Annotated in this window: 15 protein-coding genes, 6 tRNA genes and 1 other RNA gene; 8 read left to right on the top strand and 14 right to left on the bottom strand. The window is 68.6% G+C overall.

Features of this window, described 5'->3' with window-relative positions; all coding sequences use genetic code 11:
• Positions 1-2: 2 nt before the first annotated feature.
• The 3 genes from FHX60_RS04625 to FHX60_RS04615 form a co-directional block, all read right to left on the bottom strand.
• Positions 3-335, bottom strand: coding sequence for a YbaB/EbfC family nucleoid-associated protein (locus FHX60_RS04625; RefSeq protein ID WP_062800650.1), 333 nt, complete (start codon positions 333-335; stop codon positions 3-5).
• 68 nt (positions 336-403) lie between these two features.
• On the bottom strand, positions 404-2734 hold the full coding sequence (locus FHX60_RS04620) for a DNA polymerase III subunit gamma/tau (RefSeq protein WP_183282635.1): 2331 nt from the start codon (positions 2732-2734) through the stop codon (positions 404-406).
• Between the two features lie 120 nt (positions 2735-2854).
• The gene (locus FHX60_RS04615) at positions 2855-5341 is read right to left on the bottom strand and encodes an adenosylcobalamin-dependent ribonucleoside-diphosphate reductase (RefSeq protein WP_183282634.1); all 2487 of its coding nucleotides are present in this window, start codon (positions 5339-5341) and stop codon (positions 2855-2857) included.
• Between the two features lie 167 nt (positions 5342-5508).
• On the opposite strand from FHX60_RS04615, the gene ffs reads away from it, so the two are divergent.
• Positions 5509-5607, top strand: an RNA gene (ffs, locus tag FHX60_RS04610) — signal recognition particle sRNA small type.
• A 198-nt stretch (positions 5608-5805) separates the two neighbouring features.
• Here the strand turns inward: ffs and FHX60_RS04605 are convergent.
• From FHX60_RS04605 to FHX60_RS04595, 3 genes are all read right to left on the bottom strand, one after another.
• On the bottom strand, positions 5806-9411 hold the full coding sequence (locus FHX60_RS04605) for a UvrD-helicase domain-containing protein (RefSeq protein WP_183282633.1): 3606 nt from the start codon (positions 9409-9411) through the stop codon (positions 5806-5808).
• A complete protein-coding gene (locus FHX60_RS04600) occupies positions 9408-12281 on the bottom strand; it encodes a PD-(D/E)XK nuclease family protein (protein ID WP_183282632.1) in 2874 nt (957 codons plus the stop codon). Before FHX60_RS04600 ends, FHX60_RS04605 begins: the two co-directional genes overlap by 4 nt.
• Positions 12282-12441: 160 nt before the next feature.
• Positions 12442-12714 carry a hypothetical protein gene (locus FHX60_RS04595; RefSeq protein ID WP_092309328.1) on the bottom strand — a complete coding sequence of 91 codons (273 nt, stop codon included), beginning with the start codon at positions 12712-12714 and terminating at the stop codon, positions 12442-12444.
• A gap of 471 nt (positions 12715-13185) precedes the next feature.
• Between FHX60_RS04595 and trxA the strand changes: the two genes are divergently transcribed.
• The 6 genes from trxA to FHX60_RS04565 all read left to right on the top strand — a co-directional run bounded on the left by trxA (position 13186) and on the right by FHX60_RS04565 (position 19871).
• Positions 13186-13512 carry a thioredoxin TrxA gene (trxA, locus tag FHX60_RS04590; protein WP_029046118.1) on the top strand — a complete coding sequence of 109 codons (327 nt, stop codon included), beginning with the start codon at positions 13186-13188 and terminating at the stop codon, positions 13510-13512.
• Positions 13513-13691: 179 nt separating this feature from the next.
• Entirely contained in the window at positions 13692-14954 is a 1263-nt protein-coding gene (gene rho, locus FHX60_RS04585) for a transcription termination factor Rho (protein ID WP_012353193.1), read from the top strand.
• Between the two features lie 75 nt (positions 14955-15029).
• Entirely contained in the window at positions 15030-15881 is an 852-nt protein-coding gene (locus FHX60_RS04580; protein ID WP_183282631.1) for a M90 family metallopeptidase, read from the top strand.
• A gap of 197 nt (positions 15882-16078) precedes the next feature.
• Positions 16079-16339: a type B 50S ribosomal protein L31 gene (locus FHX60_RS04575; protein WP_012353195.1), complete on the top strand. Its 261-nt coding sequence runs from the start codon at positions 16079-16081 to the stop codon at positions 16337-16339.
• Between the two features lie 254 nt (positions 16340-16593).
• Entirely contained in the window at positions 16594-18381 is a 1788-nt protein-coding gene (locus FHX60_RS04570) for an ArnT family glycosyltransferase (RefSeq protein ID WP_112774041.1), read from the top strand.
• A 137-nt stretch (positions 18382-18518) separates the two neighbouring features.
• Positions 18519-19871: an MATE family efflux transporter gene (locus tag FHX60_RS04565; RefSeq protein WP_112774040.1), complete on the top strand. Its 1353-nt coding sequence runs from the start codon at positions 18519-18521 to the stop codon at positions 19869-19871.
• 237 nt (positions 19872-20108) lie between these two features.
• On the opposite strand, the gene FHX60_RS04560 is transcribed toward FHX60_RS04565, so the two are convergent.
• The 7 genes from FHX60_RS04560 to gltX all read right to left on the bottom strand — a co-directional run bounded on the left by FHX60_RS04560 (position 20109) and on the right by gltX (position 22765).
• Positions 20109-20185: transfer RNA gene (locus FHX60_RS04560), tRNA-Asp, on the bottom strand.
• A gap of 69 nt (positions 20186-20254) precedes the next feature.
• Positions 20255-20330: transfer RNA gene (locus FHX60_RS04555), tRNA-Glu, on the bottom strand.
• 105 nt (positions 20331-20435) lie between these two features.
• Positions 20436-20511: transfer RNA gene (locus FHX60_RS04550), tRNA-Ala, on the bottom strand.
• A 196-nt stretch (positions 20512-20707) separates the two neighbouring features.
• A tRNA-Asp gene (locus FHX60_RS04545) sits at positions 20708-20784 on the bottom strand.
• 69 nt (positions 20785-20853) lie between these two features.
• Positions 20854-20929: transfer RNA gene (locus tag FHX60_RS04540), tRNA-Glu, on the bottom strand.
• 66 nt (positions 20930-20995) lie between these two features.
• Positions 20996-21071: transfer RNA gene (locus FHX60_RS04535), tRNA-Ala, on the bottom strand.
• Positions 21072-21364: 293 nt separating this feature from the next.
• Complete coding sequence (gene gltX / locus FHX60_RS04530; RefSeq protein WP_183282630.1) at positions 21365-22765, bottom strand: glutamate--tRNA ligase; 1401 nt, start codon at positions 22763-22765, stop codon at positions 21365-21367.
• A gap of 261 nt (positions 22766-23026) precedes the next feature.
• On the opposite strand from gltX, the gene FHX60_RS04525 reads away from it, so the two are divergent.
• Entirely contained in the window at positions 23027-23956 is a 930-nt protein-coding gene (locus tag FHX60_RS04525) for a patatin-like phospholipase family protein (RefSeq protein WP_112774266.1), read from the top strand.
• Positions 23957-24030: 74 nt separating this feature from the next.
• Here the strand turns inward: FHX60_RS04525 and FHX60_RS04520 are convergent, their stop codons facing one another.
• On the bottom strand, positions 24031-24711 hold the full coding sequence (locus FHX60_RS04520; protein ID WP_116601022.1) for a C40 family peptidase: 681 nt from the start codon (positions 24709-24711) through the stop codon (positions 24031-24033).
• Positions 24712-24961 lie beyond the last annotated feature (250 nt).

The raw sequence follows: 24961 nt of genomic DNA, 5'->3' as shown, positions 1-24961 counted from the left end.
CCTTAGAACGGCAGCTTGAAGCCCGGGGGCAGCGGCAGGCCCGAGGTCATCGAGCCCATCTTTTCCTGCGTGGTGGCCTCGGCCTTGCGCACGGCGTCGTTGAAGGCCGCCGCGACCAGGTCTTCGAGCAGGTCCTTGTCCTCACCCTCGGCCAGCAGGCTGGGGTCGATGGTGACGCGCTTGACATCGTTCTTGCAGGTCATGACCACCTTGACGAGACCGGCGCCGGACTGGCCCTCGACCTCGATCAGGGCCAGCTGCTCCTGCATCTTCTTCATGTTTTCCTGCATCTGCTGGGCCTGCTTCATCAGCCCTGCGAGTTGACCTTTCATCATGATGGAATGCTCCTGGATTCGGTAAGAGTTCGGTGACGGAAATTCGGTAACGCCAGCCTGGCCGCCGGTCAGGCGGCGCGCGGCTGGATCGAGCCTGGCACGATCTGGCCGCCGAAGTCGCGCAGCAGCCCCTGCACGAAGGGATCGGCCTCGATCGCGGCCTCGGCCTGGCGCTGGCGTTCGGCACGGGCCTCGGCGTCGGCGGCGGCGGCGGTGACCGTGACCCCGCCGACTTCGCAGACCACGCGCACCGGCTCGCCGAAGTGGTCGCCCAACGCCTGCTGCAAACGCTCGGCAACGCCGTTCTCGCCCAGCGCCGCAACCGGGATGCGCAGGTGGAAGGTTCGCCCGACCACCTGCGTCAGCTCGCTCTGGTACGCCAGCTGCTGCGCCAGGCCCTTCAGCGGCAGGCCGGCGGCCAGCACCGGCCAGTCGCCGGTGAAGGCCGGCGGGGTGCCGTCCTCGCCCGCGGCAGGCGGGCGCGGCGCGACGAATTTGGCGGATTCCGCGGGCGGTGACGGTACGGCAGCGGCTTCGCGGGCCGGCTCGGCCTCGCGAGCCGGGGCCGGGGCCTGGCGGGCGGCGCCATTGCGCGGTGCCGTGGCGCGTGCTGTCGGTTCGCTGAATCCGTAGTCGTTATAGCCCGGATCGCTGTCATAGGGGCCGATGACCGGCAGGTCCGGCGGCAGTTCTTCCCACGGCGGCACATCGCTGCCACCGGCGACTTCCCAGGGCGGCACGGATTCTTGTTGCGGCTTGGCGGCCACGGGGCGCGCCGCGGGCGCTGCCGCCGGCGCGGGCGGCTGCGGCGCCGCCGGCCGTGCAGGCGGGGCCGATGCCGGTGCCGCAGCCGGACGGCTCGCGGCAGCAGCCGCGGGCGCGCGCAGTGGTTGTGCCGGCGGCCGCTGCGCAGCGGCCGGCGCGGCAGGCATGGCCGGTGCCGGCGCCTTGCGGGCGCCGCCGCGGGCAGCGGAAGCCTGGCGCGCGGCGGCCAGCGCCGCGGCCGCGGGCGACATGGCGCCGCCTCCGGCCCGCGCCGGCGCGGGCTCTGCTGCCGCAGGCGCAGCCGCCGGTGCAGCGGCGGACGCGACCACGGGAGCGGCTGGCGCAACCATGGACGGCACCGCGGCCGGCACCGGTGTGGATTCGATAACGGACGCTGCCGGTGCAGCGGAGGCAGCCGGGAGAGCCGGTGCAGCGGCGGCAGTTGCCGCCTGGCGTGCCTCGGCCGGCGTGCCGGCACTGCGCGGTCGCGCGGGCGCTGCTCCGCCGCCCTGCCCCGCCGTGGCGGCCGGCTCGGACGACGGCCGGAATGCCAGCATGCGCAGCAGCGTCATGGTGAAGCCGGCGTACTCGTCCGGCGCCAGCGCCAGTTCGCTGCGGCCCAGGTTGGCGATCTGGTAGAACAGCTGGACTTCCTGTGCGTCGAACACGCCGGCCAGGCGCCGCACCTCGTCGGCTTCGGGCCATTCGTCCTGCACCGAAGCCGGCACGGCCTGCGCCAGCGCCACCTTGTGCAGCAGCGAACCCAGGTCCTGCAGCGCGCCGGCAAACGACAGGCTGCGGTCGGCCATGGCATCGGCGATCGCCAGCATGGCGGCGCCGTCCTCGGCGGCCAGCGCGTCGAGCAGCTGCACCAGGTAGCCCTGGTCGATCGCGCCCAGCATGCCGCGCACGGCTTCCTCGGACACCTGACCCGCGCTGTAGGCGATGGCCTGGTCGGTCAGCGACAGCGCATCGCGCATCGAGCCATGCGCGGCCTGCGCCAGCAGCCGCAGCGCGTTGCCGTCGTGGGCAATGCCTTCCTGCGCCAGGATATGGTCCAGGTGCGAGACGATATGTCCCGGCGGCATCTGCTTCAGGTTGAACTGCAGGCAGCGCGACAGCACCGTGACCGGGATCTTCTGCGGGTCGGTGGTGGCGAGGATGAACTTGACGTGCCCGGGCGGCTCTTCCAGCGTCTTCAGCATGGCGTTGAAGGCGTGGTTGGTCAGCATGTGCACTTCGTCGATCATGTAGACCTTGAAGCGCCCGGCGGTGGGAGCGTAGACGGCCTTGTCGAGCAGCTGCGCCATCTCGTCGACGCCGCGGTTGGACGCGGCGTCCATCTCGATGTAGTCGACGAAGCGGCCGCTGTCGATTTCCTGGCAGGCCTTGCACTGCCCGCAGGGCTCGGCGGTAATGCCGCCGCCGCCGTCAGGGCCGGTGCAGTTCAGGGCCTTGGCCAGGATCCGCGACAGCGTGGTCTTGCCGACCCCGCGCGTGCCGGTGAACAGGTAGGCGTGGTGCAGCCGCTGTTGTTCCAGCGCGTGCGTGAGCGCGCGGACCACGTGCTCCTGGCCGACCAGCGTGGTGAAATCCCTGGGGCGCCATTTGCGCGCTAGAACTTGATAACTCATGGCGGCGATTGTAGCAAAAGGCGGCCCCGCTCCGGCCGCCCCGGCGCCGGTCCCGGCGTCTTTATCCGGGGCCGGCGCCGGCGGCCCTCGCCAGTGGCCGCCGGCGCCCCCGGGCGCGGCTCAGCCGCACTCGCCGACGTAGCCGCAATTGGCGCACTTGGCGCAGCCATCGACCTTGTGCAAGGCGTGCGCGCCACACTCCGGGCAGGGCTTGCCGGTGCCCACGCCGGGCGCGCCCGGCGCCGCCCTGGCCGGCCCGGCAAGGTCGGCCCCGGCCGCCAGCGACAGCGCGCCGCCGTCGCGCTGCGCCAGCCGCGCGGCCAGCGCCGCCACCGGCACCTGGCCGCCGTCGGCGTCGAGAAAGCCGCGCTTGATCAGGATGCGCTGCAGCGCATAGCCCAGCGCGGCGACCTCGGAGTCATGGAAGCGCGGCACCTCGGTGCCGTCCTGGCGCACCAGCGTGCCGTAGCGCACCGTGCCCTTGTCCCATACCACGTTGCGCATGTCGGCAAGCGCCTTGGCCACCGAGCCGCCCGAGCGCGCCACCATCGACAACAGCCGCATGGTCGAGGTGATCCATTGCTGGCCCTCGCTGCGCTGGCCCGCCGGCATGAAGAATTCAACCGGGCGTTCGATCTCCAGCGGCTGGCCGTCGGCCACGCCGGCGACGCGCATGAAGTTGACGGTCAGGTAGACGGTCTTGTGGCCCTCGTAGGTCAGGTATTCGACCTTGGAGGTCACCCCCTCCAGGTCGCCCACCGGCCGGCTGCCGAACGGGCGCACCAGCGGGTTGTCGTCGGCCGCGGGCACGGCCGGCGCGGCGGGCGCGTCGACCGACAGCACCGCGCCCAGCACCGAATTCGGCCGATAGGTGGCCAGCCCCTTGAGCCCGGCCTTCCAGGCCTCGAGGTAGAGGTTGCGGAAGGCTTCGTACGGATAGTCTTCCGGCACGTTGACGGTCTTGCTGATGCTGGTGTCGATATACGGCTGCACCGCTTCCAGCATCCGCATATGGTCCAGCGCCGACATCTGCAGCGCGGTCACGAACGCGTCCGGCAGCTGCGCCATGTCGGCCCCCATGTGACGGTAGAGCCGCCAGGCATGGTCCGCCACCTCGAAGCTGCGATAGCTGTTGTCCGGCATGCGCTTCTTGCGGTTGTAGGTCCACGAGAAGGCGGGTTCGATGCCATTGGACGCATTGTCGGCAAAGGCCAGCGTGATGGTGCCCGTGGGCGCGATCGACAGCAGGTGCGAGTTGCGCAGCCCATGGCGGCCGATGGCCTCGCGCACGGGCTCGGGCAGCCGGCTGGCGAAGCCGCTGTTCAGGTAGGCCCTGGCATCGAACAAGGGGAAGGCGCCCTTCTGCGCGGCCAGCTCGGTCGACACCAGGTAGGCCTCGTCGCGCATGCGTTCCGAGATCCGCGCCGCCAGCTGCCGCGCCGGCTCGGTGTCGTAGCGCAGGCCCAGCATCACCAGCGCGCTGCCCAGCCCGAGGAAGCCCAGCCCGACGCGGCGCTTGGCGTGGGCCTCGGCCTGCTGTTCGGGCAACGGCCAGAAGGTCACGTCGAGCACGTTGTCGAGCATGCGCGTGGCCACGCGCACCACCTCGGCGAAGGCGTCGAAATCGAACGCGGCCTGCGGCGTGAACGGCTGGCGCACGAAGCGGGTCAGGTTGATCGAGCCGAGGCAGCAGCAGCCGTAGGACGGCAGCGGCTGCTCGGCGCAGGGGTTGGTGGCCTCGATGCGCTCGCAGTAATAGAGGTTGTTGTCGGCGTTGATCTGCGACAGGAACAGGATGCCCGGCTCGGCATGGTCGTAGGTGGCCTGCATGACCTGGTCCCACAGGTTGCGCGCCGGCACCCGCCGGTAGACCCACTGCCCGTCGTCGCGGCGATACGCGCCGGCGGCGATCATGTCGGCGCCCGGCTCGGCCTCGTGCACCAGCTCGACCTCGGCATCGGCCTGCACCGCCTGCATGAACTCGTCGGTGACGCCGATGGAGATATTGAAGTTGCTGAGTTCGCCCTTGTCCTTGGCGTGGATAAAGCTCTCGATATCCGGATGGTCGCAGCGCAGCACGCCCATCTGCGCGCCGCGGCGCGCGCCGGCCGATTCCACCGTCGCGCACGAGGCGTCGAACACCTTCATGAACGACACCGGTCCCGAGGCGCGCGAATGCGTGGCGCGTACCAGCGCGCCAGCCGGGCGGATCGCGGAGAAGTCATAGCCCACGCCGCCGCCGCGGCGCATGGTTTCGGCGGCCTGCGCCACCGCGGTGTAGATGCTGGGGCGGTCGTCGCGCGGCTCCGACACCGAATCGCCCACCGGCTGCACGAAGCAGTTGATCAGCGTGGCCTGGATACCCGTGCCCGCCGCCGAATTGATGCGCCCGGCCGGCACGAAGCCGTTCTCCTGCGCCCACAGGAAGCGCGCGCTCCAGGCTTCGCGCTGGTCCTCGGGCTCGGCCTGCGCCAGCGCGCGCGCCACGCGCTGCCTGACATCGGCGATGCTGCGCTCTTCGCCCTTGGCGTATTTCTCGAGCAGGACTTCGGTGGAGATTTCCTGCGGCGCCAGCGCGCCGCGAATGATCTGGTCGTTTGCGTTCATGTATTGGCTCACCACGTGTGCGGGTTGGTGAATGGTCGGGCCAGCGCGGCACGCATTGCCTGCGCCAGATCAACCCGGCGCCATGGCGCGGGCAATGACCCGTGCCCGCCAAGGGCATTCGATGCAAATCCTGCGCGCGCCCGCGCTCTGGGGTACAATGCCGCTCGGACGGGCCTCCTCGCATGGTGGCGCGGTCAACCTGGTCAGGTCGGGAACGAAGCAGCCACAGCCGTTTTCCGCCAGTGCCGAGGGTCAGGCTCGTCCACCTCACACTTCCCTTCCGTAGTACCCCTTCCCGTAGTCCCCCGTCCCTCCAGCCTGTCTACTCCAGCCTGTCTATCGCGCGCGCCAGCGGCTCGCAGGGCAGCCCCTGTCACTTTAGTACAGCCAGGCCACCATCGCGCGCGCCATGCGCCCCATTTTGCGCCGATTCCGCTGCCCTTGCCGGCGCGCCGCGCCGGCGTTCAGAACAGCGACCCTTGTTGCGGAACCTGAGGCGCCAGGCGCTCGGCGGGAATCCATTCGCCTTCGGCGGTGGCCACGCCCGCCTCGATGCGCTTGCCCGGGAACATCGGCGCGATCGCCGCCGTGTAGCGGCCCAGCTGCGCACGATAGGCGGCGTGCTCCTGCGGCAGCAGGCGCAGCTTGTAGTCGATCACGACGACGCGGTCGTCGAATTCCACCAGCCGGTCGATACGCAGCAGCCGGCCGCGCGCGTCATACAGTTCGACCTCGTTGCGCGCGCTGCGCGCCTCGTCCGCGGCCAGCAGCGGCGCCAGCGCCGGCGCCCGCAGCATCGCCGCCACTGCGGCGATGGCCTCCTCCACCTGTTGCCGCCAGGCCGACCGTGCCGGCGCGGTGTGCGCGCCGGTCAGCGGGAACCACCGCAGTACCGTATCGAGCGCGGGCACGCCGGCAAAGGCTTCGGGATAGCGCGTCAGGCGTTCCAGCAGCGCGTGCACCAGTTCGCCATGGCGGGCCGCGGCGGCGTTGAAGACGATGCCCTCCGGTTCGTCCGTGGCTTCCGCGTCATCGTCAGCAAAGGCGGCCTGCCGCGGATCATCGACGGCATCGCGGTAGCGCAGCCGGAAATCGGTGAAGCGCACAGGCTCGCTGAGTCGCGCCGGAAGCAGTGCTTGCGCATCGGCCGCATCGCCCTGGGCGTCCGGATAGGCCGGCACCATTTCGCCGACACCCGCGGCCTGCAGTCGCACATACCAGCTGCCGGCGATCTCGGCATTGCCGTCACCCGCACTGGCGCGGCTGGCGCGGCCCTTGACGCCGCTGACCAGCAGGCCCTGCTGCGCGCGCGTCATGGCGACGTACAGCAGGTTCCAGTTCTCGCGCTCGCCCAGCGCCGCCTCGGCTTCGAACAGCGGCGCGCGCGCCAGCCCGCGCTCGCTGCGCTTGCCGTACGCGGAGAAATGGCGCGGCACCGGCGACGACGGCGGCCAGTCGACCAGAATGCCGCCGCGGTCCGCGGCCGGCTCGCTGTGGTTGGCATCGAGCAGCACCACGAACGGCGCTTCCAGTCCCTTGGCGGCATGCACGGTCAGGATATGGACCGCGTCGAGGCCGGCGTAGGCCGGATCGTCCTCGGCCGGCTCGAGGTCTTCGGCGCGCTCGCCCATGCCGCCCTCGTCCGGGCTTTCGCCTTCGTCGCCACGGCGGATTTCCTGCAGCTCGTCGATAAACTTCGGCAGGCTCGGATAGCGCCCGCCGTCGAGGTCGAGCGACAGCTTCAGGAAGGCGTCGAGGTTGGCCAGCACCTGCTCGCGGATATCCGGCGGCGCGGCCTCGGCGTAGCGGCGCCGCACCTCGCCGCCATGGAAGATCTGGTCGATCAGGTCATGCACCGGCTGCTGCGGCGCGATGCGCAGCCACTGCCGCAGCCGCGGCACGCCTTCGCGCAGCGCGTCGGAGACGTGCGCCGGCAGGCCACCGGCCTCGAGGCGCGCCCACCACCCGCCCTCGCCCTCCATCTGCGCGAGTGCCAGCAAGTCGTCGTCAGTCGCGCCCACCAGCGGGCTCTTCAATACGTGCGCCAGGTCCAGGTCCGACTCGGGCGTCATCAGGAACGCCAGCAGCGCCGACAGGTCGAGCGCCTCGAGCGTGGCCAGCAGGCCGCCGCGACGCGGGCTCAGGCATGGAATGCCGGCCTCGCGCAGGGCGCGCTCATAGTCGGCCAGATGGGTCTTGCGGCGCACCAGCAGGTGCATGTCGCTCCAGCGCGCGGGCCGCTGGGTGTTGCCTTCATGCACCGGCACGCTGTCGCGCACCAGCCGCAGCCACGCCGCCACGCGCCGCCCTTCTTCCAGCCGCAGCGAATCGCCGGCCTGCCGGCGCGGCTGCAGCAGCGTGTCGCGATGCCCGGAGGCGGCTTGCGCCGGTTCGTCGTCCGCATCCTCCGCCGCGCTTTCACTGGCGTCATCGGGCTCCACCAGCGGCAACAGCCACACCGGCCCGCCGCAGCCGCCCAGCGCCGTGGTCTGGGTCGAGTACAGCGGATAGCGGCCCTCGGCGCGCGCGCTGTCGAACACGGCGTTGACCCAGTCCAGCACTTCGGCGCGGTTGCGCCGGGTCCGGTTGGTGCGCAGCACGGTCGCGCCAAACGCGTCGCGCAGCATCTCGCCGGCGGCGCCGAAGAGCCTGGCGTCGGCGCGGCGGAACCGGTAGATCGATTGCTTGGGATCGCCCACCAGGAATACCGTCGGGCGTTCGCCCAGGCCCGCATAACCGGCCAGCCAGCCCTGCAGGATGCGCCATTGCAGCGGGTTGGTGTCCTGGAACTCGTCGAGCAGCAGGTGGCGGTAGCGCGCATCGAGCCGCACCTGCAGGTAGGTGGCGGTCTCCTCGTCCGACATCAGCCGCGCGGCCTGCCATTCGAGGTCGGCGAAGTCCATCGCGCGCTGCTCGTCCTTGTGCTGCTGGTAGCGCGTCAGCAGCGCATCGCCGATGCGGAACAGGGCCCGGTTGATCGCCAGCACCGCGGCTTCGCAGCAGCGCGCGCTGATGTCGTCGAGCATCGCGCAGATCGCGGCATGCTCGTCCAGCAGCGCATCGACCATGCCTTCGCCGCCCGCGGCCTTGGCCAATGCCGCGGTGCGCCGCAGCGAGCGCGGCCCGCCGGTAGTGGTGAAGAACGCCGCGCGCAGCTGCGCGAACACGCGTTCGGCGGGCTTGCCCGGCGCGGCGCCTGCCTCGCGCCAGGCGGCGATCGCCGTCAGCGCCTCGGTGATGCGGCCGGCGTGGGCCTGCTCGCTCTTGCCCGCCGCGCTCAAGCGCGCCGCGAGCGCTTCGCAGGCATCGCGCCAGCCTTCGTCGGCCAGCGCCTGCAGCAGCACGTCGCCCTGCGCGTCCTCGCCCAGGCAGTCGGACAGCGCCTGCAGCGGGTCGCCGCCCTCCTGCATCGCCCACCATTCGCTGCGGGCGTGGAACATCGCGTCGAGCAGCGCGCGCGCCTGGAAGTCGCCGACGGTATCGACCAGCGTTTCCCACGCGGCGCGCAGCTCGGCGTAGGGCGGCGTGGCCAGCGCGCGCCATACCGGCGCCCAGGCCTCGCGCTTCATGCGCAGCGCATCCTCGCGCAGCGCCGCGCCCGGCACAATCCCCGACGCCAGCGGCGCGCCGCGCAGCAACGTGCCGAACCAGCCGTGGAAGGTGTCGATCGCCATGCGCCCCGGCGCGGCCAGCACCTGCGCATGCAGCCGGCGCGCGCGCGGCAGCGCCTCGCGCGCGGCATCGGCCGACAGGCCGCGCTGCACCAGCGCGGCGATCACGTCGTCGTCGCTGTCGCGCGACAGCTGTGCCAGCACCTCGAGCAGGCGGTCGCGCATTTCTTCGGCGGCCTTGCGCGTGAAGGTGATCGCCAGGATCTCGTGCGGCGCCGCGCCGGCCAGCAGCAGGCGCACCAGCCGCGCCACCAGCAGCCAGGTCTTGCCGCTGCCGGCGCAGGCTTCGACCACCACCGAACGCGCCGGATCGCAGGCCGCGCGCGTGAATTCGGCTTCGGAAACCGGCGCGCCATCGCGCTGGTAAGGCTGGACCTCGTGCAGGTCGTGAGGCGTCATGATGTCAGCGCCGGCACGGCGGTGGAGTCCCAGAAACCCTTGCGGCACAGGCCGCGGGCAGTGCAATAGACGCAGGCCGAGGCGTCGCCGAAGGCCGGCAGCCTGGCACCCTGGCGCAGGCGCATCACGTCGTCGCGCATCTGGCGTTCCAGCCAGGTGACCGCGGCCTCGAAATCCGGCAGGCCGACCTCGCGCTGCGCCGCCGGCGCACCCTCGCGCGCACCCTCGAGCGAAACCCAGCTGCCGGCCGCGGCATCGGAGCGCAGCAGGCCGTAGAACGGCAGCTGGCAGTCTTCCTCGACCTCGGCCAGCTTGCGCTTCAGGCGCGTGGCGCTCTGGGTCTTGTAGTCGAGCACGGCGTGCGCGCCGCCCGGACCCTGGTCGAGCCGGTCGATGCGCCCGGTCAGGCGCAGCGGCTGGCCGTCCGGCATCGGCAGGTCGATGCCGGCGTCAAGCTCGCCGCCGCGCCAGAACCAGCCCTCGGCCTCGCGCGCGGACTGCCACGCGACATACGACGGCAATACCTCGCGCCAGCGCCGGTAGTAGGCAATGGCATTGCCGTCTTCGGCCATGAGCGCGCCGAAGACCTCGTCGGAGATCTCGCCCAGGCGCGCCAGGCGCTGGCCTTCGGTCAGCGTCTCGCCGCGCTCGCGCCGCGCCTGCAGGTCCTTGTGGTAGGTCAGCAGCACGCGGTGCAGGGTCTCGCCGATCTCGCGCTTCTCCAGCTCGTCGCTGACCGCTTCCAGCCCGGCCAGGCCCAGCATGCGGCCGGCGAAGAACTGGTAGGGACAGCGGCGCAGCGTGTTGTACGTCTGCGCGCTCCAGCGCACCGGCACCAGCGCGGGCTCGGCCGCGGGGGCCGGCATGCCGCGCACATCGGCGAAGGTCTCGTGCGCCTGCGGCGCGGCAGCGCCTTCGATGCTGACCCCGGCGCGCGCGCAGCACGCCGCCAGCCGCTCGATCCAGCCCGACACGTGGTGCGGCTCGCCGCGGCTGCCGTAGCGCTGCCAGGTCAGCACCACGTCGTCGTTGTTCAGCAGCACCTCGGCCAGGTCGCGCGCCTGCTGCGCAAAGCGCGCCTCGCGGTCTTCCAGGTCCAGCTCGCGCCGCATCTGGTTGGAGAAGAACATCAGCTCGGCGGCGCTGGACGGCAGCTGCGCGTCGTCGCAGCCGACGATCACCACGCCCTCGAAGCGCCGCATGCGCGCGCCGTTCAGCGGCAGGATGGTGATGCGCGCGGCCCCGCTCGCCGAGGGCTCCTTGTAGGCGACCGATTCCAGCAGCGCCGACAGCATCGCGCGGAACTCGCCCTGCGACAGCGTGGCATGGCCGCCGGTCTCGTCGCGCGGCAGCTCCTGCAGCCGCGCCAGTGCGTCGAGCAGCTGGCTGCCGGCATCGTCGGCGGCCAGCGCGGCGCGCATGCCCAGGCCATCGAGCATGCCGTCGAGCCGCTCCAGCCACGTCGCCAGCGGATGCTGGGCGAAACCGCGTGGCCAGCGCGCGGCCTCGTCGGCAAGCACGGCGATCAGGGCATGGGCCGCGCGGCGCGGCGCCTGATCGGCATCCTCGTCGTCTTCGGCGGCTTGCTGCGTGTTGGCCGGTGCGTGCGCGAACATCTGGCGCAGCCGCGCCCAGCCGCCGGTGATGCCCTCGCGCCGCACCTGGCGCTCGAGCAGCGCGATGGCCGCGCCGCGCGCGGCCACATCCGGCAGGCAGAACGGGCTCTTGAGCAGGTCCAGCAGCGCCGCGGTATCGCCATCGCGCACCAGCAGGTCGAACCAGCGCATCAGCGCGGCGGCGGCGCGCGTGGTGGAGAGCTTCCAGCCGGTCTCGTCGCGCACCGGCGCGCCGGCGCGCGCCAGCAGCGCGCGCGCACGGCGTGCCACCACCCGGTCGTGCGCGACCAGCGCCACCTGGCGTCGACCCGCATTGAGCCACTGCACCAGCTGCGCGGCCGCGGCCGCGGCCTCGTCCTCGAAGCGGGCACAGCCGACCACGCGCACCGACGGGCGCTGCGGCGGCAGCGCGGGCATCGCAGGCGGCGCCGCGGGGAGCGCGTCCACATCGTCGCCGGCGATCCGGGCTTCCGGCCACAACGCCAGCAGCGCTTGGTACCAGCCGGCATCGCCCTCGTCCTGCCCGCTCCAGTCATAGCCCACCTGCAGCACCGGCACCAGCTCGGCGGCATCGCGCAGGAACGCGGCTTCGAGCGGCGTGGGCGGTGTCGGCGCAATCCAGACCACCGGACCGCGCAGCTGCTGCGACAGTTCGCGCAGCGCGCGGCGCTTCGCCGGCAGGGGGTCGTCGGGCCCGGACAGCGCTTGCCAGAACGCCAGCACGATGCGTGCCTCCTCGCCCAGGAAACGCTCCGACAGATGCGCATAGGTCCGCGCCAGCGCGCCCTGCAGCAGGCCCGCGCGATCGTCGCCGTCGATCTCGTCGTCGTCGCGGATGGCGGCGTCCTCGAGCCAGCGCGCGCTGAGCTCGTCGCAGATCGCCAGCAGCGTCTGCGACAGACCCCAGGCCGCGGTTTCGTTCTGCGCGCCGAAGGCACGGCGCAGCCAGTCCTGCCCGCGCACCGCCTGCTGCACGGCGAGCAGGCGCGCGGCCGGGCTGCGCGCCGGCGTGCCCTCGGGCGGCAGGTCGAGCAGCCAGTGGCCCAGGGTCAGCACGCGCGGCAACAGCCGCGGCCGCCCGGCCGCACGCGCCGCGGCGTCCAGCGCCTGGCGCACGCCCGGAATCTGCGCGGCGGTCGGCACCACCACGTGCGCAGCCGCCTCGGACGCGCCGCAGCGGTCGAGGAAATACCAGGCAGCGGTGGCTGCCTGCTCGAGAAAATCAGGACCGGGGCGAAAGCTTAGCGACGTCATGGACCGTCATTGGGGCGTTGGCCGCAAGGATGCGGGAACGGCGTCGGGTTGGAACGAATCAGGAAGCAACGAATGGCAACAATGACGCGGCGCCGCCAGCCGGCACGTCCGGCGGCGAAGGCACCGCGGTACAGGGACAGGCGGGACAGGCCGTGCCGCTTCAGTCGGATCCGCCTTCCAGGCGGGCGCGAATTTCGCGCGCGGTTTCGAGCAGGCCTTCGTAGCCCGAGCGCGCATGCTCGGGCAGGTCGGGGTCGCCCACCAGCGTGCCGAGCGTTTCGATGATGCTGTAGACCAGCCCGCGCGCGGCGCCGGTGGCGATGCTGTTGGTCTCCACGGCGCTGCTGAGATGGTCCAGCGCATCGCTCAGGTGGTCGACGTCCGGCGCCTGGCCGGGCTCGGACTGCGAAGGCTTGCGGGGATCGGTGTTCATGTCGATGACCTAGTCAGGGGCGCGGGTGCATGGATGGTGCGCCGCGAATCGCCCGGCGGGCGTCGTGCGGACCGCTTCTATTCTACGCGCACGCCGCACGCATCCGGCACCCCGGCGCGGCGAAGTGCGTTGCATGACACCCAACCACCGGCGGGGGCGCGGCGATTGGGCAAATCTCTCGCCGCCATTGAAAATAAGCATTTCAACGAATTAAACCTTTGCACCAGAATGACGGCATTGTCTGCGGGCCCATATGCCTGGTTGCCGCAGCTTTGCCGGATGTGCCGGCGGCCGGTCTTGAAAATCGGCAAACTGGTAACATATCGGCAGCACCGGGCGCGGTAGCGGCCTCCACCGCCTGCTTCAGGCGTAAAGAGAGGCGGCCCGACGGGTCCGCGCAATCTCGTGTAAGGTAACGGTTCGGCCGTCCAGCCTTCAACATAAACAGAGCGAAACCAGAGGTTTTCCGCCATGAGCGAACAAATCAAGTATGTGAGCGACGCCTCGTTCGACGCTGACGTCCTCCAGTCCGACAAGCCCGTCCTGCTCGATTTCTGGGCGGAATGGTGCGGCCCCTGCAAGATGATCGCGCCGATTCTGGACGAAGTCGCCAAGGACTACGGTGACAAGCTGCAGGTCGCCAAGATCAATGTCGATGAAAACCAGCAGGTGCCGGCCAAGTTCGGCATCCGCGGCATCCCGACGCTGATCCTGTTCAAGAACGGCGCGGTCGCGGCCCAGAAGGTCGGCGCGCTGTCCAAGTCGCAACTGACTGCCTTCCTCGACGGCAACCTGTAAGCTGCGCGCCGGGACCCGACCCGCGGTCCCGGTTTCGTCACGATCCGACGTGCGTGCGCCACACCCTGGCGCGCCGGTCGGATTGTGCTAAGATGCCACCAACAACTCCCCGAGCGTTCGCTCATTTTCCCCCCTTCCTTTACGTCTCGCCCGTCCGGGCCCATCTGTACCCCTCGTCTATGCACCTGACAGAACTCAAATCGCTTCACGTGTCTGCGCTTCTCGAAATGGCGGCTACGCTCGAGATCGACAACGCACAGCGGATGCGCAAACAAGAACTGATGTTTGCGATCCTGAAGAAGCGCGCCAAGATGGGCGAAACCATCTACGGAGACGGCACCCTGGAAGTTCTGCCTGACGGCTTCGGTTTCCTGCGCTCGCCCGAGACCTCCTACCTGGCGAGCACCGACGACATCTACATCAGCCCGTCGCAGATCCGCCGCTTCAACCTGCACACCGGCGATTCGATCGAGGGCGAGGTGCGCACGCCCAAGGACGGCGAACGCTATTTCGCGCTGGTAAAGGTGGACAAGGTCAACGGGCAGGCGCCCGAAGCGGTCAAGAACCGCATCATGTTCGAGAACCTGACGCCGCTGCATCCGAACCGGCCGCTCACGCTCGAACGCGACATCAAGGCGGAAGAAAACATCACCGGCCGCATCATCGACATGATCGCGCCGATCGGCCGCGGCCAGCGCGCGCTGCTGGTGGCGTCGCCCAAGTCGGGCAAGACCGTGATGCTGCAACACATTGCACACGCGATCGCCAACAATCATCCCGAAGCCGACCTGTTCGTGCTGCTGATCGACGAGCGTCCGGAAGAAGTGACCGAGATGCAGCGCTCGGTGCGCGGCGAGGTGGTGGCATCCACCTTCGACGAACCCGCCATCCGCCACGTGCAGGTGGCCGAAATGGTGATCGAGAAAGCCAAGCGCCTGGTCGAGCTGAAGCGCGACGTGGTGATCCTGCTGGACTCCATCACCCGCCTGGCGCGCGCCTACAACACGGTGGTGCCGGCCTCGGGCAAGGTGCTGACCGGCGGTGTCGACGCCAACGCGCTGCAGCGCCCGAAGCGCTTCTTCGGTGCCGCGCGCAACCTGGAGGAAGGCGGTTCGCTGACCATCATCGCCACCGCGCTGATCGAGACCGGCAGCCGCATGGACGACGTGATCTACGAAGAGTTCAAGGGCACCGGCAACATGGAAGTGCACCTGGAACGCCGCCTGGCCGAAAAGCGCGTCTATCCGTCGATTAACCTGAACAAGTCGGGCACGCGCCGCGAAGAGCTGCTGATCAAGCCGGACATCCTGCAGAAGATCTGGGTGCTGCGCAAGTTCATCTCCGACATGGACGAAGTGCAGGCGATGGAATTCATCATGGACAAGATGAAGGCCACGAAGAACAACGCAGAGTTTTTCGATATGATGCGCCGAGGCGGCTAAGCCTCGCTGCGGCCGTGCCGCAACGCAGACAGGAAGGCGTGCCGCGGCACGCCTTTTTTGTTTTTCGACGATGTCATGCTCGGCAAACTGACCACATTCCTGCGCTCTCGCTCGCGCGCCCGCAAGCTCGAGCATTACGCCATCCCCGACGCGCTCTGGTCGCGCACCGTGGCCACGCTGCCGTTCGTGCAGCGCTACGGCAGCGCCGACCTGGCGGCGCTGCGCGAGCTGGCCACGCTGTTCATCGCCGAGAAGGAATACTGCACCGCGCACGACCTGCCGCTGGACGACGAGATGGTGGTCAGCGTCGCGGTGCAGGCCTGCGTGCCGATCCTGAAACTGGGGCTGCCGTGGTACCGCGGCTGGCATGGCATCGTGCTCTACCCGGGCGAATTCATCATCCGGCGGACCGTGCAGGACGAGATCGGCCTGGTCCACGGCGTGGTCGAGGAAGCCAGCGGCGAAGCGTGGGAGCACGGGCCGGTGATCCTGTCCTGGCCTGATGTGCACAGCCCCGGCGCCGGTATCGACAGCGACCATGAACTGCCGGCGGACACCTACAACGTGGTGATCCACGAATTCGCCCACAAGCTCGACATGCTCGACGGCGAGCCCGACGGCGTGCCGGCGTTCTCGCGCGCGCTGCACCCCGAGGTCGACGCCGAGGCCTGGGCCGAGACCTTCCTGAACGAGTACGATCGCTTCGCCGCAGCCTGGGACGCGCGCGACGAGGCCGACTGGGAGCACCCGGAGCGCTTGCCCGCGGCGCTGCGCATCATCGACCCGTACGGCAGCGAGGCGCCCAGCGAATTCTTTGCAGTGACGTCAGAGGCATTTTTTGTCGAGCCTGCCGGACTGGCGCGGCATTGGCCATTGGTTTACCAGTCATTGGCGGCGTTCTATCGACAGGATCCCGCCGCGATGTGAAACAAAGGCCCCTTATCCGGCACAACACTTTGTTGGGCCGGTGCCCCTACGCGCTTCCCCAAGTATTTGTTTTTCTGCCATAATCCCGGTTTGCCCGTAATCGGCAAGTGGTTCGTTCGTCGCCGCGCCATGCCTTCTCCCTGGCGGAGAAACTGCGGATTGCAACGGACTGGCTACCCAACCAGAAAGGACTCATCATGAAAGAAGGCATTCACCCGAATTACCGCGAAGTCGTGTTCCAGGACATGTCCAGCGACTTCAGCTTCATCACCCGCTCGACCATCCAGACCAAGGACACGATCGTGAAGGACGGCAAGGAATATCCGCTGGCCAAGATCGAAGTCTCGTCGGAATCGCACCCGTTCTACACCGGCACCCAGAAGATCATGGACACCGCCGGCCGCGTGGAAAAGTTCCGCCAGAAGTTCGGCAACAAGCTGGGCAAGGCTGCGAAGTAATCGCTTTCAGCGACCCCGCGTCGCGCATGCCGAGGACAGTTCCGGGCGTGCGCGAACCAGCAAAGAGGCAGCATCGGCTGCCTCTTTGCATTTGTGCCGGAGCGCCGCCCAGGCAAGCCCTGCCGGCACTGCCCGCCATTCGGATTTACCCCCACATTCCGTGAGGCTTCCACGCCATGCCACGGCCACGCGGCCGCCGCATGCGCGATACTGTGGCCTTCGCGCCATGGCGCCACGGCCCGACCTGAGCATCGATGCGTCAAGCCAACACCTCACCCGTCCAGTTGACCGCAGCCGCCACCGGCGCCCTGCCGCGCGCGCTGCTGCTGGCCATCTGCATCATCTACGGCCTGGTCGGCCTGTTCGGGCGCGACCCGTGGAAGAACGAGGACGCCGCCGGCTTCGGCGTGATGTGGCAACTCGCCACCGGCAGCACGCACGACTGGCTGATGCCGAATATCGTCGGCCGCCCGTACAGCGAGGACGGCCCGCTGGTGTTCTGGATTGGCGCGCTGATGATCCGCGGCTTCGGCGGCTGGCTGGGCGCGACCGACGCGGCGCGGCTGGCGACGGCGCTGTTCTTCTTCGCGACCTGTGCCTGCATCTGGTACACCACCTACCTGCTGGGCCGGCGCGACGAGGTCCAGCCCTTTGCCTATGCCTTCGGCGGCCAGCCCAATGCGCGCGACTACGGCCGCACGCTGGCCGACGGCGCGCTGCTGATCTTCCTCGCCTGCGTGGGCCTGGCCATGCGCGGGCACGAGACCACGCCGCAGGTTGGCCAGGTTGCGTTCATCGCGCTGGCGTTGTACGGCATGGTGCGCAGCCTCGACAAGCCCACCCAGGGCAGCCTGATCTATGGCGCCGCGCTGGGCGGCCTGACGCTGGCCAGCGGGCCGCTGCTGGCACTGGCGCTGCTGTTCGGCACGGCGGTGTGCGCGCTGGTGTGCAAGCCGCTGCCATGGCGGCGGCTTGCCGTGGTCGCGATTCCGCTGGCGCTGCTGATCGTGGCGGCGTGGCTGGCGGCCGCGTATTTCGGCGCGGCCGACCGCAACGAGGCCGTGACCTTTATCCGCGAATGGTCGCGCTATGACCGCCGCAGCTACGGCTCGCCCAATATGGCGACGTTCGGCTTCAACATGCGCAACCTGTTCCTGTACACGTGGCCGGTTTGGCCGATCGCGGGCTGGGCCTGGATCGCCTGGACCGGCATGCGCCGGGCGCCCCATGTCGCGGCGCCGCTGGCGCTGCTGCTGCCGGTGCTGGTCCTGCTGTTCCTGCAGCGCAGTGCCGGCGACGTGCAGTTCATCCTGCTATTGCCGCCGATGGCCGTGCTGGCCGCCTTTGCCCTGCCGACGCTGGCGCGCGGCGTGATCAACGCCATCGACTGGTTCGCGCTGCTGTTCTTCACCATCTTCGGCGGCACGGTCTGGTTCATGTGGATCGCCAAGACCACCGGCTGGCCGCCGCGCATCGCGCGCAACGTGTTCCGGCAGCTGCCGGGCTACCAGCATGAATTCACCATCGCAGCGGTGGTGTTTGCGCTCGCGGCGACCTTGGCATGGGTGCTGATCGTGCGCTGGCGCCTGTCGCGCGCGCCCAAGCAGATCTGGCGCCCGGTGGTGATTTCCGCCGCCGGCACCACGCTGATGTGGGTGATGGCGATGACGCTGTGGCTGCCGTCGATCAATTACGGCAAGACCTATCGCGACGTGGCCCAGGCGGCGTCGATGGCGCTGCCGCCGGCCTACCAGTGCGTGCAGCCGATCCGCATGGGCGATGCGCAGCTGGCATCGTTCGCCTACTTCGGCCATATCCGCTTCGGCGGGCCCAACGACGGCTGCGACGTGCTGCTGCGCCACGATTCGGTCGACTACGGCGAGCCGGGCAATATCTCGCACTTCGAGTGGCGGCTGATCTGGGAAGGCCGGCGCCCGGCCGACCGCGACGAACGCTTCCGCATGTACCGCCTGGTCGATACCGCCCGCGCGGTCCACCCGCGCCCCGACCTGCCGCGACGCCGCCTGCCGCGCCAGCCCTGAGCATGGCCTCGTGACAGTCACCACGGGTCGCCACTAGCCGCCACCCCGATACACCGCAGCGCCTGACGCGCCCATTGACCATTCCGGCCGCAGGCGGCTGCGGGGCTGGACTTCCAGCCCCCCCTGCCGAGCCCTGAATGACACTGTTCCAAGACCTTCGCCGCATTGCCGCCCTGGCCGCCCCTGTGCTGGCCGGGCAACTCGCCGTGATCGCCTTCGGCGTGATCGATACCGTGATGGCCGGACGCGCGTCCGCCACCGACCTCGCCGCCGTGGGCCTGGGCGGGTCGATCTACGTGACCATCTATATCAGCCTGATGGGCGTGCTGCAGGCGCTCTCGCCCATCGCCGGCCAGCTCTACGGCGCCGGCCGCCTCGAGGCCATCGGCGCCGAGGTGCGGCAGGCCGCCTGGCTGGGCGCGGCGCTGGCGCTGCCCGGCGTGCTGCTGCTGGCGTTTCCCGGCCCGCTGCTGGCCTTCGCCAAGGCGCCGCCGGAACTCGTCGAGAAGGCCACCGCCTACCTGCATTTCGGTGCCTTCGGCTTGCCGGCGGCACTGGCCTTCCGCATCTACTCGGCGCTGAACAATGCGCTGTCCCGGCCGATCATGGTGACGGTGCTGCAGGTCGCGGGGCTGGCGCTGAAGGTGCCGCTCAATGCCTGGTTCATCCACGGCGGCCTGGGCGTGCCGGCGATGGGCGGCCCCGGCTGCGGCCTGGCCTCGACGCTGATCAGCTGGGCCTGGTGCATCGCCGGGCTGCTGATCCTGCGCCATGGCAGCGCCTATCACCCGCTGCGCATCTTCGACACCTGGAGCTGGCCCGCCGCCGCGCCACTGCGCGCACTGTTGCGCCTCGGCGTGCCCATGGGGCTGACCTACCTGATCGAGATCACGTCGTTCACGCTGATGTCGATCTTCATTACGCGCCTGGGCACGGTGACGCTCGCCGGCCACCAGATCATCGCCAACCTGGGGGCGGTGGCCTACATGCTGCCGCTGTCGCTGGGGATTGCCACCTCGACGCTGGTGGCGCAGCATCTCGGCGCGCGCGACCGGGCCGGCGCCAGCCGCCTCGCATGGCGCGGCATCCGCATGGCGGTGGTGCTGGCGGTGCTGACCGGCGCGCTGCTGTGGCTGCTGCGCAAGCCCGTGCTGGACGCCTATGCCAGCGATCCCGCAGTAGTCGCCGCGGCGCTGCCGCTGGTGCTGTTCGTGGCGTTCTACCAGGCCTTCGACGCGGTGCAGGTGATGACGGCCTTTATCCTTCGTGCGTACAAGATTGCGCTGATCCCGACCGTGATCTACGCCGGCTCACTGTGGGGCATCGGGCTGGGCGGCGGTTACGTGCTGGGCTTTGGCCTGATCGACGGCATGCCTGCTATTACGCGCGGCGCGAGCGGCTTCTGGCTGGCCAACAGTATCAGCCTGGCGCTGGCAGGCGTGCTGCTGGTGCGATATTTCAGCCGGGTCAGCAAGGATCCGGCAAGCTGAGTCCCGCACCGAGTCGCCACCCGCAGGTGGCCAGCTGTTTTGTTTGGATCACGAGAAAAGAAAAAGCCCGCTTGCGCGGGCTTTTCAAAGTTGGCGGAGTGGACGGGACTCGCCTACGTGTCGCAGGCCGCTACTGCGCCTGCAGGCGCAGCCCTTCTCGTCCCGCCGCGAGCCGCGCAGGCGGCTCGCTCCACTCCGTACAAAAGAAAAAGCCCGCTTGCGCGGGCTTTTCAAAGTTGGCGGAGTGGACGGGACTCGAACCCGCGACCCCCGGCGTGACAGGCCGGTATTCTAACCGACTGAACTACCACTCCTTAGTCGGCTGCCATCTCAAGCTATTGCTTGAGACGACATGCTGGACGTCTGATTACGCCCGGCTGTTATGGCGTCCCCTAGGGGATTCGAACCCCTGTACTCACCGTGAAAGGGTGATGTCCTAGGCCTCTAGACGAAGGGGACAGAAACTTGTTCTTCAACGCGTTTTCTGTCTTGCGCTGGAAAGTCCGCCATCATAGCAGGCTTTTTCGCGCTTGGGAAGCTTCTTTTCAGACGCTTCCCAGATTCTGGTGGAGCTAAGCGGGATCGAACCGCTGACCTCTTGCATGCCATGCAAGCGCTCTCCCAGCTGAGCTATAGCCCCGTATCCGGTGTTCTGGACGGTTACTGCTGGATTCTTCCACCGCCGCCGCTTGCGCAGCGTTTGCAGCGAAGACAGGATTATATAGCGGTTTCGACAACGAATGCAACATATTTTATTGCATTTACTGCGATTCACAACATAATCCCTCACCCAAAAGAAAAACCCGCATGGTGGATACACCATGCGGGTTTAGTTTTGGCGGAGTGGACGGGACTCGAACCCGCGACCCCCGGCGTGACAGGCCGGTATTCTAACCGACTGAACTACCACTCCTTAGTCGGCTGCCATCTCAAGCTATTGCTCGAGACGACATGCTGGACGTCTGATTACGCCCGGCTGTTATGGCGTCCCCTAGGGGATTCGAACCCCTGTACTCACCGTGAAAGGGTGATGTCCTAGGCCTCTAGACGAAGGGGACAGAAACTTGTCTTTCAACACGTTCCGTCTGGCACCAACCGGTACTACGTGGCTGGAACCTGAATCTTGGTGGAGCTAAGCGGGATCGAACCGCTGACCTCTTGCATGCCATGCAAGCGCTCTCCCAGCTGAGCTATAGCCCCATGGTACTTCCATTTACTGCAATTTGCTGCGTTTTCACTTGAATTAACTACCGTTTCAAGCGAAGCCAAGATTATATATCAATCATTAATCTTTGCAAGTTCCCGTTTCAGCTTTTTTCGCTTGCTCTGCACTTCAATAATCCGCCCAGAGAAAACGAAAGATCCTTGCGGATCCGCCGGCCCGCTTGGTCGCTTTGTAGCTGCCGCGCTGCAAGGAGAACGAGATTATGCGCAAGTCCTGGCCGAAGCGCAAGCCCCGGCGCGGACTTTTTTTGCGTCTTTTCAGGCAGCGCTCAGGCCGCGGCGGCCAGGCGGCGCAGCACCGTGTCGCGGCCGAACAGTTCGAGTACCGCGTCGATGCTCGGCGTCTGCAGCTGCCCTGCCACCAGCAGCCGTACCGGCATGGCCAGCTTGGGCATCTTCAACCCGAACTCGGCCAGCACGGCCTTGAAGGCGGCGCCGATCTCTTCGCGGGTCCACGCGGGCAAAGCGGCCAGCCGGGCCGACAGTGCCGCCAGCGCCGGCTGGATCTCCGGGGTGAGATGTTCCGCCTTGAGCGCGGCATCGGCCTGCGGCTCGCCGCGATAGAACAGCAGCGCGGCCTGCGCGACTTCCTTCAGCGTGTTGGCGCGGTCCTTCACCAGCGCGATCACGCCGATCAGGTCGGCCCCCTCCACCTTGCCGCCCAGCGCCTCGATAAAGGGCTGCGTCAGCGTGGCCAGGCGCTGGTTGTCACCAGCCTTGATGTAGTGGTTGTTGAGCCAGGCCAGCTTCTCAGGGTTGTACTGGGCCGGCGACTTGCCCAGGTGCTCAAGGTCGAACCACTCCACGAACTGTTCGCGCGAGAAGATCTCGGCATCGCCGTGCGCCCAACCCAGCCGCGCCAGGTAGTTCAGCACCGCTTCCGGCAGGTAGCCCTCGTCGCGATACCCGGTCACGCTCATCGCGCCATGGCGCTTGCTCATTTTCTCGCCCTGCTCGTTGAGCACGGTCGGCAGGTGCGCGTAGACCGGAGGCGTGCCGCCCAGCGCGCGGATGATGTTGATCTGGCGCGGCGTGTTGTTGACGTGGTCGTCGCCGCGGATCACGTGGGTGATCTGCATGTCGAGATCGTCCACCACCACGCAGAAGTTGTAGGTGGGCGTGCCGTCGGGGCGTGCGATCACCAGGTCGTCGAGCTCGTCATTGGCAATCTCGATGCGGCCCTTGACCGCGTCGTCCCACACCACGCTGCCGCCGATGGGGTTCCTGAAGCGGATCACCGGGTCCACGCCGGCCGGCGGCTCGGGCAGGACCTTGCCCGGCTCCGGCCGCCAGAAGCCGTTGTAGCGCGGCTTCTCGCCGCGCTCGCGCTGGGCTTCGCGCAGCGCGTCCAGTTCTGCCGTGCTCATGTAGCAGCGGTAGGCCAGCCCGGCCTCCACCATCTGCGCCACCACCTCGCGATAGCGGTCCATGCGCTGCATCTGGTAGAACGGCCCCTCGTCGATATCCAGCTCGAGCCAGGCCATGCTTTCGAGGATCACGTCGACCGCCTCCTGCGACGAACGCTCGACGTCGGTGTCCTCGATGCGCAGGATGAAGTCGCCCTGCATGCGGCGGGCAAAGGCCCAGGGATAGAGCGCGGAGCGGATATTGCCGAGATGGATAAAGCCGGTCGGGCTCGGCGCAAAGCGGGTGCGGACGCGTTGAGTCATGATCAGGGGAAAAACAAGAAAGCCCGCGCGCGGCGGCGCGCAGGCTGGTGTATGTGCGGGCCCTGCATTATACCAACGCATATTGCCCAGCCTCGCCCCGCCCCCGACCCATTGCGCGCACCGGCCCCGCGCGGAATCATTTATGCTTGCGCCGGTCTGAGCTGTGGCCGGCAGCCAGGCCAAGCGATCGGAACGTGGATGGAGAAGCACCCGCATCGCATCGCCGCCGCTGGTCCCACCTTGTTACCGATCCCCCGCTGCATGCAACGACGTCATTTTCTCGGCATCTCCGCCGCCGCCCTGCTGGCGGGCTGCGCCTTCGGCCCGCGCTCCGCGCCACCGGTCGCGACCGCGCCGCCCTCCCCGCCCACGCCGCGGCCCATCAAGATCGGCCTGGCGCTGGGCGGCGGCGCCGCGCGCGGCTTTGCCCATATCGGCGTGATCAAGGCGCTCGAGGCCCAGGGCATCCACGCCGACCTGGTCACCGGCACCAGCGCCGGCGCGGTGGTGGCGGCGCTGTACGCCAGCGGGCTCAATGGCTTCCAGCTGAACAAGCTTGCCCTGACCATGGACGAGGCCGCCATCGCCGACTGGGCGCTGCCGTTCGGCACCCGCTTCGGCGGCTGGCTCAAGGGCGAGGCGCTGCAGAACTACGTCAACCGCCTGGTGCAGAACCGCCCCATCGAATCCATGAAGCTGCCGCTGGGCATCGTCGCCACCGACCTCAAGAGCGGCGACAAGATCCTGTTCCGCCGCGGCAACACGGGCCAGGCCGTGCGCGCTTCCAGCAGCGTGCCGGGCGTGTTCCAGCCGGTATCGATCCAGGGGCACGACTATGTCGACGGCGGCCTGGTCGAACCGGTGCCGGTGGATTCCGCCCGCAGCATGGGCGCGGACTTTGTCATTGCGGTCAATATCTCGGCCGATCCGTCGGCGCAGCAGCACGCCGGCCAGAGCGGCGTGCTGCTGCAGACCACCGCGATCATGGGCCAGTCCATCAACAAGATGGCGCTGGCGCGCGCCGACGTGGTGATCCGGCCCGAGCTGCCCGACATGGGCGGCAGCGACTTCAATGCGCGCAACCGCGCCGTGCTGGCGGGCGAACAGGCGACCGCGGCGGTCATGGCAACGCTGCGGCAGCGGCTGGAACAGGCCCGGCTGGCGCCCGCCGGCAAGGTCGCGGCGCAGTAGCCGCGCCGCCGCTGCATCGGAAAACAAAAAGGACTGCCGCAGCAGTCCTTTCTTGTTTAACGCGTCGCCAGCCGTCAGCCGCCGTACATCGACGCGCGAGCCGCCTTGGGATCGTAGCGCTTGAGCGTCTCGACCATGTCGCCCAGGCCCTCGGCACTGCGTTCCTTGCCTTCGTCGATGCGGCGGGCGCCGTTGTAGCGGGTCACCCAATAGGCCGCGCGCATGTCGTCGACGCGGATCTTGCTGCCGGTGGACGGCGCATGCACGAACTTGTTGTCGCCGATATAGATGCCGACGTGCGAGAAGGTCTGGCGCATGGTGTTGAAGAACACCAGGTCGCCCGGACGCAGGTCGCTGGTCGCCACGGTGGTGCCGACGCGGCTGATTTCGACGGAGCGGCGCGGCAGCATGAAGCCGAAGGTGTCATGGAACACGTAGCGGACGAAGCCGCTGCAGTCCAGGCCGGATTCGGGCGTGTTGCCGCCGAAGCGGTAACGCACGCCGATCAGGCCCAGCGCATTCATGACCAGGTCGCCAGCCTTGCTGGCAACGTTGCTGGTGGAATTCACCACCGACGACAGCAAGCCGCGCTTGCCTTCCGGATGCGAATCCACGGCCTGGGCCGCGGACTCGATCCGGGTGTCGGCATCCTTGAATACCGTATCCGCCAGCACTCCATTCGACACAGTCGCACCGCAGGCAAGGGCAAATCCGACGGCGGCGCGCGCCAGGGAATGAAGCACCGATCGCTGCATTGGCTCTCCTGTTGATCGTTCCAAAGCAAGCCCCGGCACAAGGTCCGGGGCAGCTGGGTATTGGGTGGATGTCGCGCGAACGTTTCAGTGACGTCGGGCGATCATCGTGTGAACTCAGGGGGCAAACCTTACGCAACCTCCGCGCCAGGGCCTGGTTTCGGCTGCCGCACCGCAAGCGTGCACGGCATGCGCCAATGCGCCGGACGCACCACCCCCAAAACTAGTTCTGGCGGGATGGTAAAGGGTTGTC

It is taken from the genome of Cupriavidus alkaliphilus, assembly GCF_014191175.1.
GTDB classification, from domain to species: Bacteria; Pseudomonadota; Gammaproteobacteria; order Burkholderiales; family Burkholderiaceae; genus Cupriavidus; species Cupriavidus alkaliphilus.
Note: the sequence above shows the minus strand (reverse complement) of the source record. Positions and strands in the feature narration are given on the sequence as shown.

Excerpts from the sequence above, each read along its gene's own strand:
- FHX60_RS04575 (WP_012353195.1), top strand. The coding sequence starts at position 16,079 with ATGAAAGAAGGCATTCACCCGAATTACCGCGAAGTCGTGTTCCAGGAC.
- FHX60_RS04605 (WP_183282633.1), bottom strand. The coding sequence starts at position 9,411 with ATGACGCCTCACGACCTGCACGAGGTCCAGCCTTACCAGCGCGATGGC.
- trxA (WP_029046118.1), top strand. The coding sequence starts at position 13,186 with ATGAGCGAACAAATCAAGTATGTGAGCGACGCCTCGTTCGACGCTGAC.
- FHX60_RS04520 (WP_116601022.1), bottom strand. The coding sequence starts at position 24,711 with ATGCAGCGATCGGTGCTTCATTCCCTGGCGCGCGCCGCCGTCGGATTT.
- FHX60_RS04595 (WP_092309328.1), bottom strand. The coding sequence starts at position 12,714 with ATGAACACCGATCCCCGCAAGCCTTCGCAGTCCGAGCCCGGCCAGGCG.
- FHX60_RS04615 (WP_183282634.1), bottom strand. The coding sequence starts at position 5,341 with ATGAACGCAAACGACCAGATCATTCGCGGCGCGCTGGCGCCGCAGGAA.
- FHX60_RS04580 (WP_183282631.1), top strand. The coding sequence starts at position 15,030 with ATGCTCGGCAAACTGACCACATTCCTGCGCTCTCGCTCGCGCGCCCGC.
- FHX60_RS04525 (WP_112774266.1), top strand. The coding sequence starts at position 23,027 with ATGCAACGACGTCATTTTCTCGGCATCTCCGCCGCCGCCCTGCTGGCG.
- FHX60_RS04565 (WP_112774040.1), top strand. The coding sequence starts at position 18,519 with ATGACACTGTTCCAAGACCTTCGCCGCATTGCCGCCCTGGCCGCCCCT.
- gltX (WP_183282630.1), bottom strand. The coding sequence starts at position 22,765 with ATGACTCAACGCGTCCGCACCCGCTTTGCGCCGAGCCCGACCGGCTTT.
- FHX60_RS04570 (WP_112774041.1), top strand. The coding sequence starts at position 16,594 with ATGCGTCAAGCCAACACCTCACCCGTCCAGTTGACCGCAGCCGCCACC.
- FHX60_RS04625 (WP_062800650.1), bottom strand. The coding sequence starts at position 335 with ATGATGAAAGGTCAACTCGCAGGGCTGATGAAGCAGGCCCAGCAGATG.
- FHX60_RS04600 (WP_183282632.1), bottom strand. The coding sequence starts at position 12,281 with ATGACGTCGCTAAGCTTTCGCCCCGGTCCTGATTTTCTCGAGCAGGCA.
- rho (WP_012353193.1), top strand. The coding sequence starts at position 13,692 with ATGCACCTGACAGAACTCAAATCGCTTCACGTGTCTGCGCTTCTCGAA.
- FHX60_RS04620 (WP_183282635.1), bottom strand. The coding sequence starts at position 2,734 with ATGAGTTATCAAGTTCTAGCGCGCAAATGGCGCCCCAGGGATTTCACC.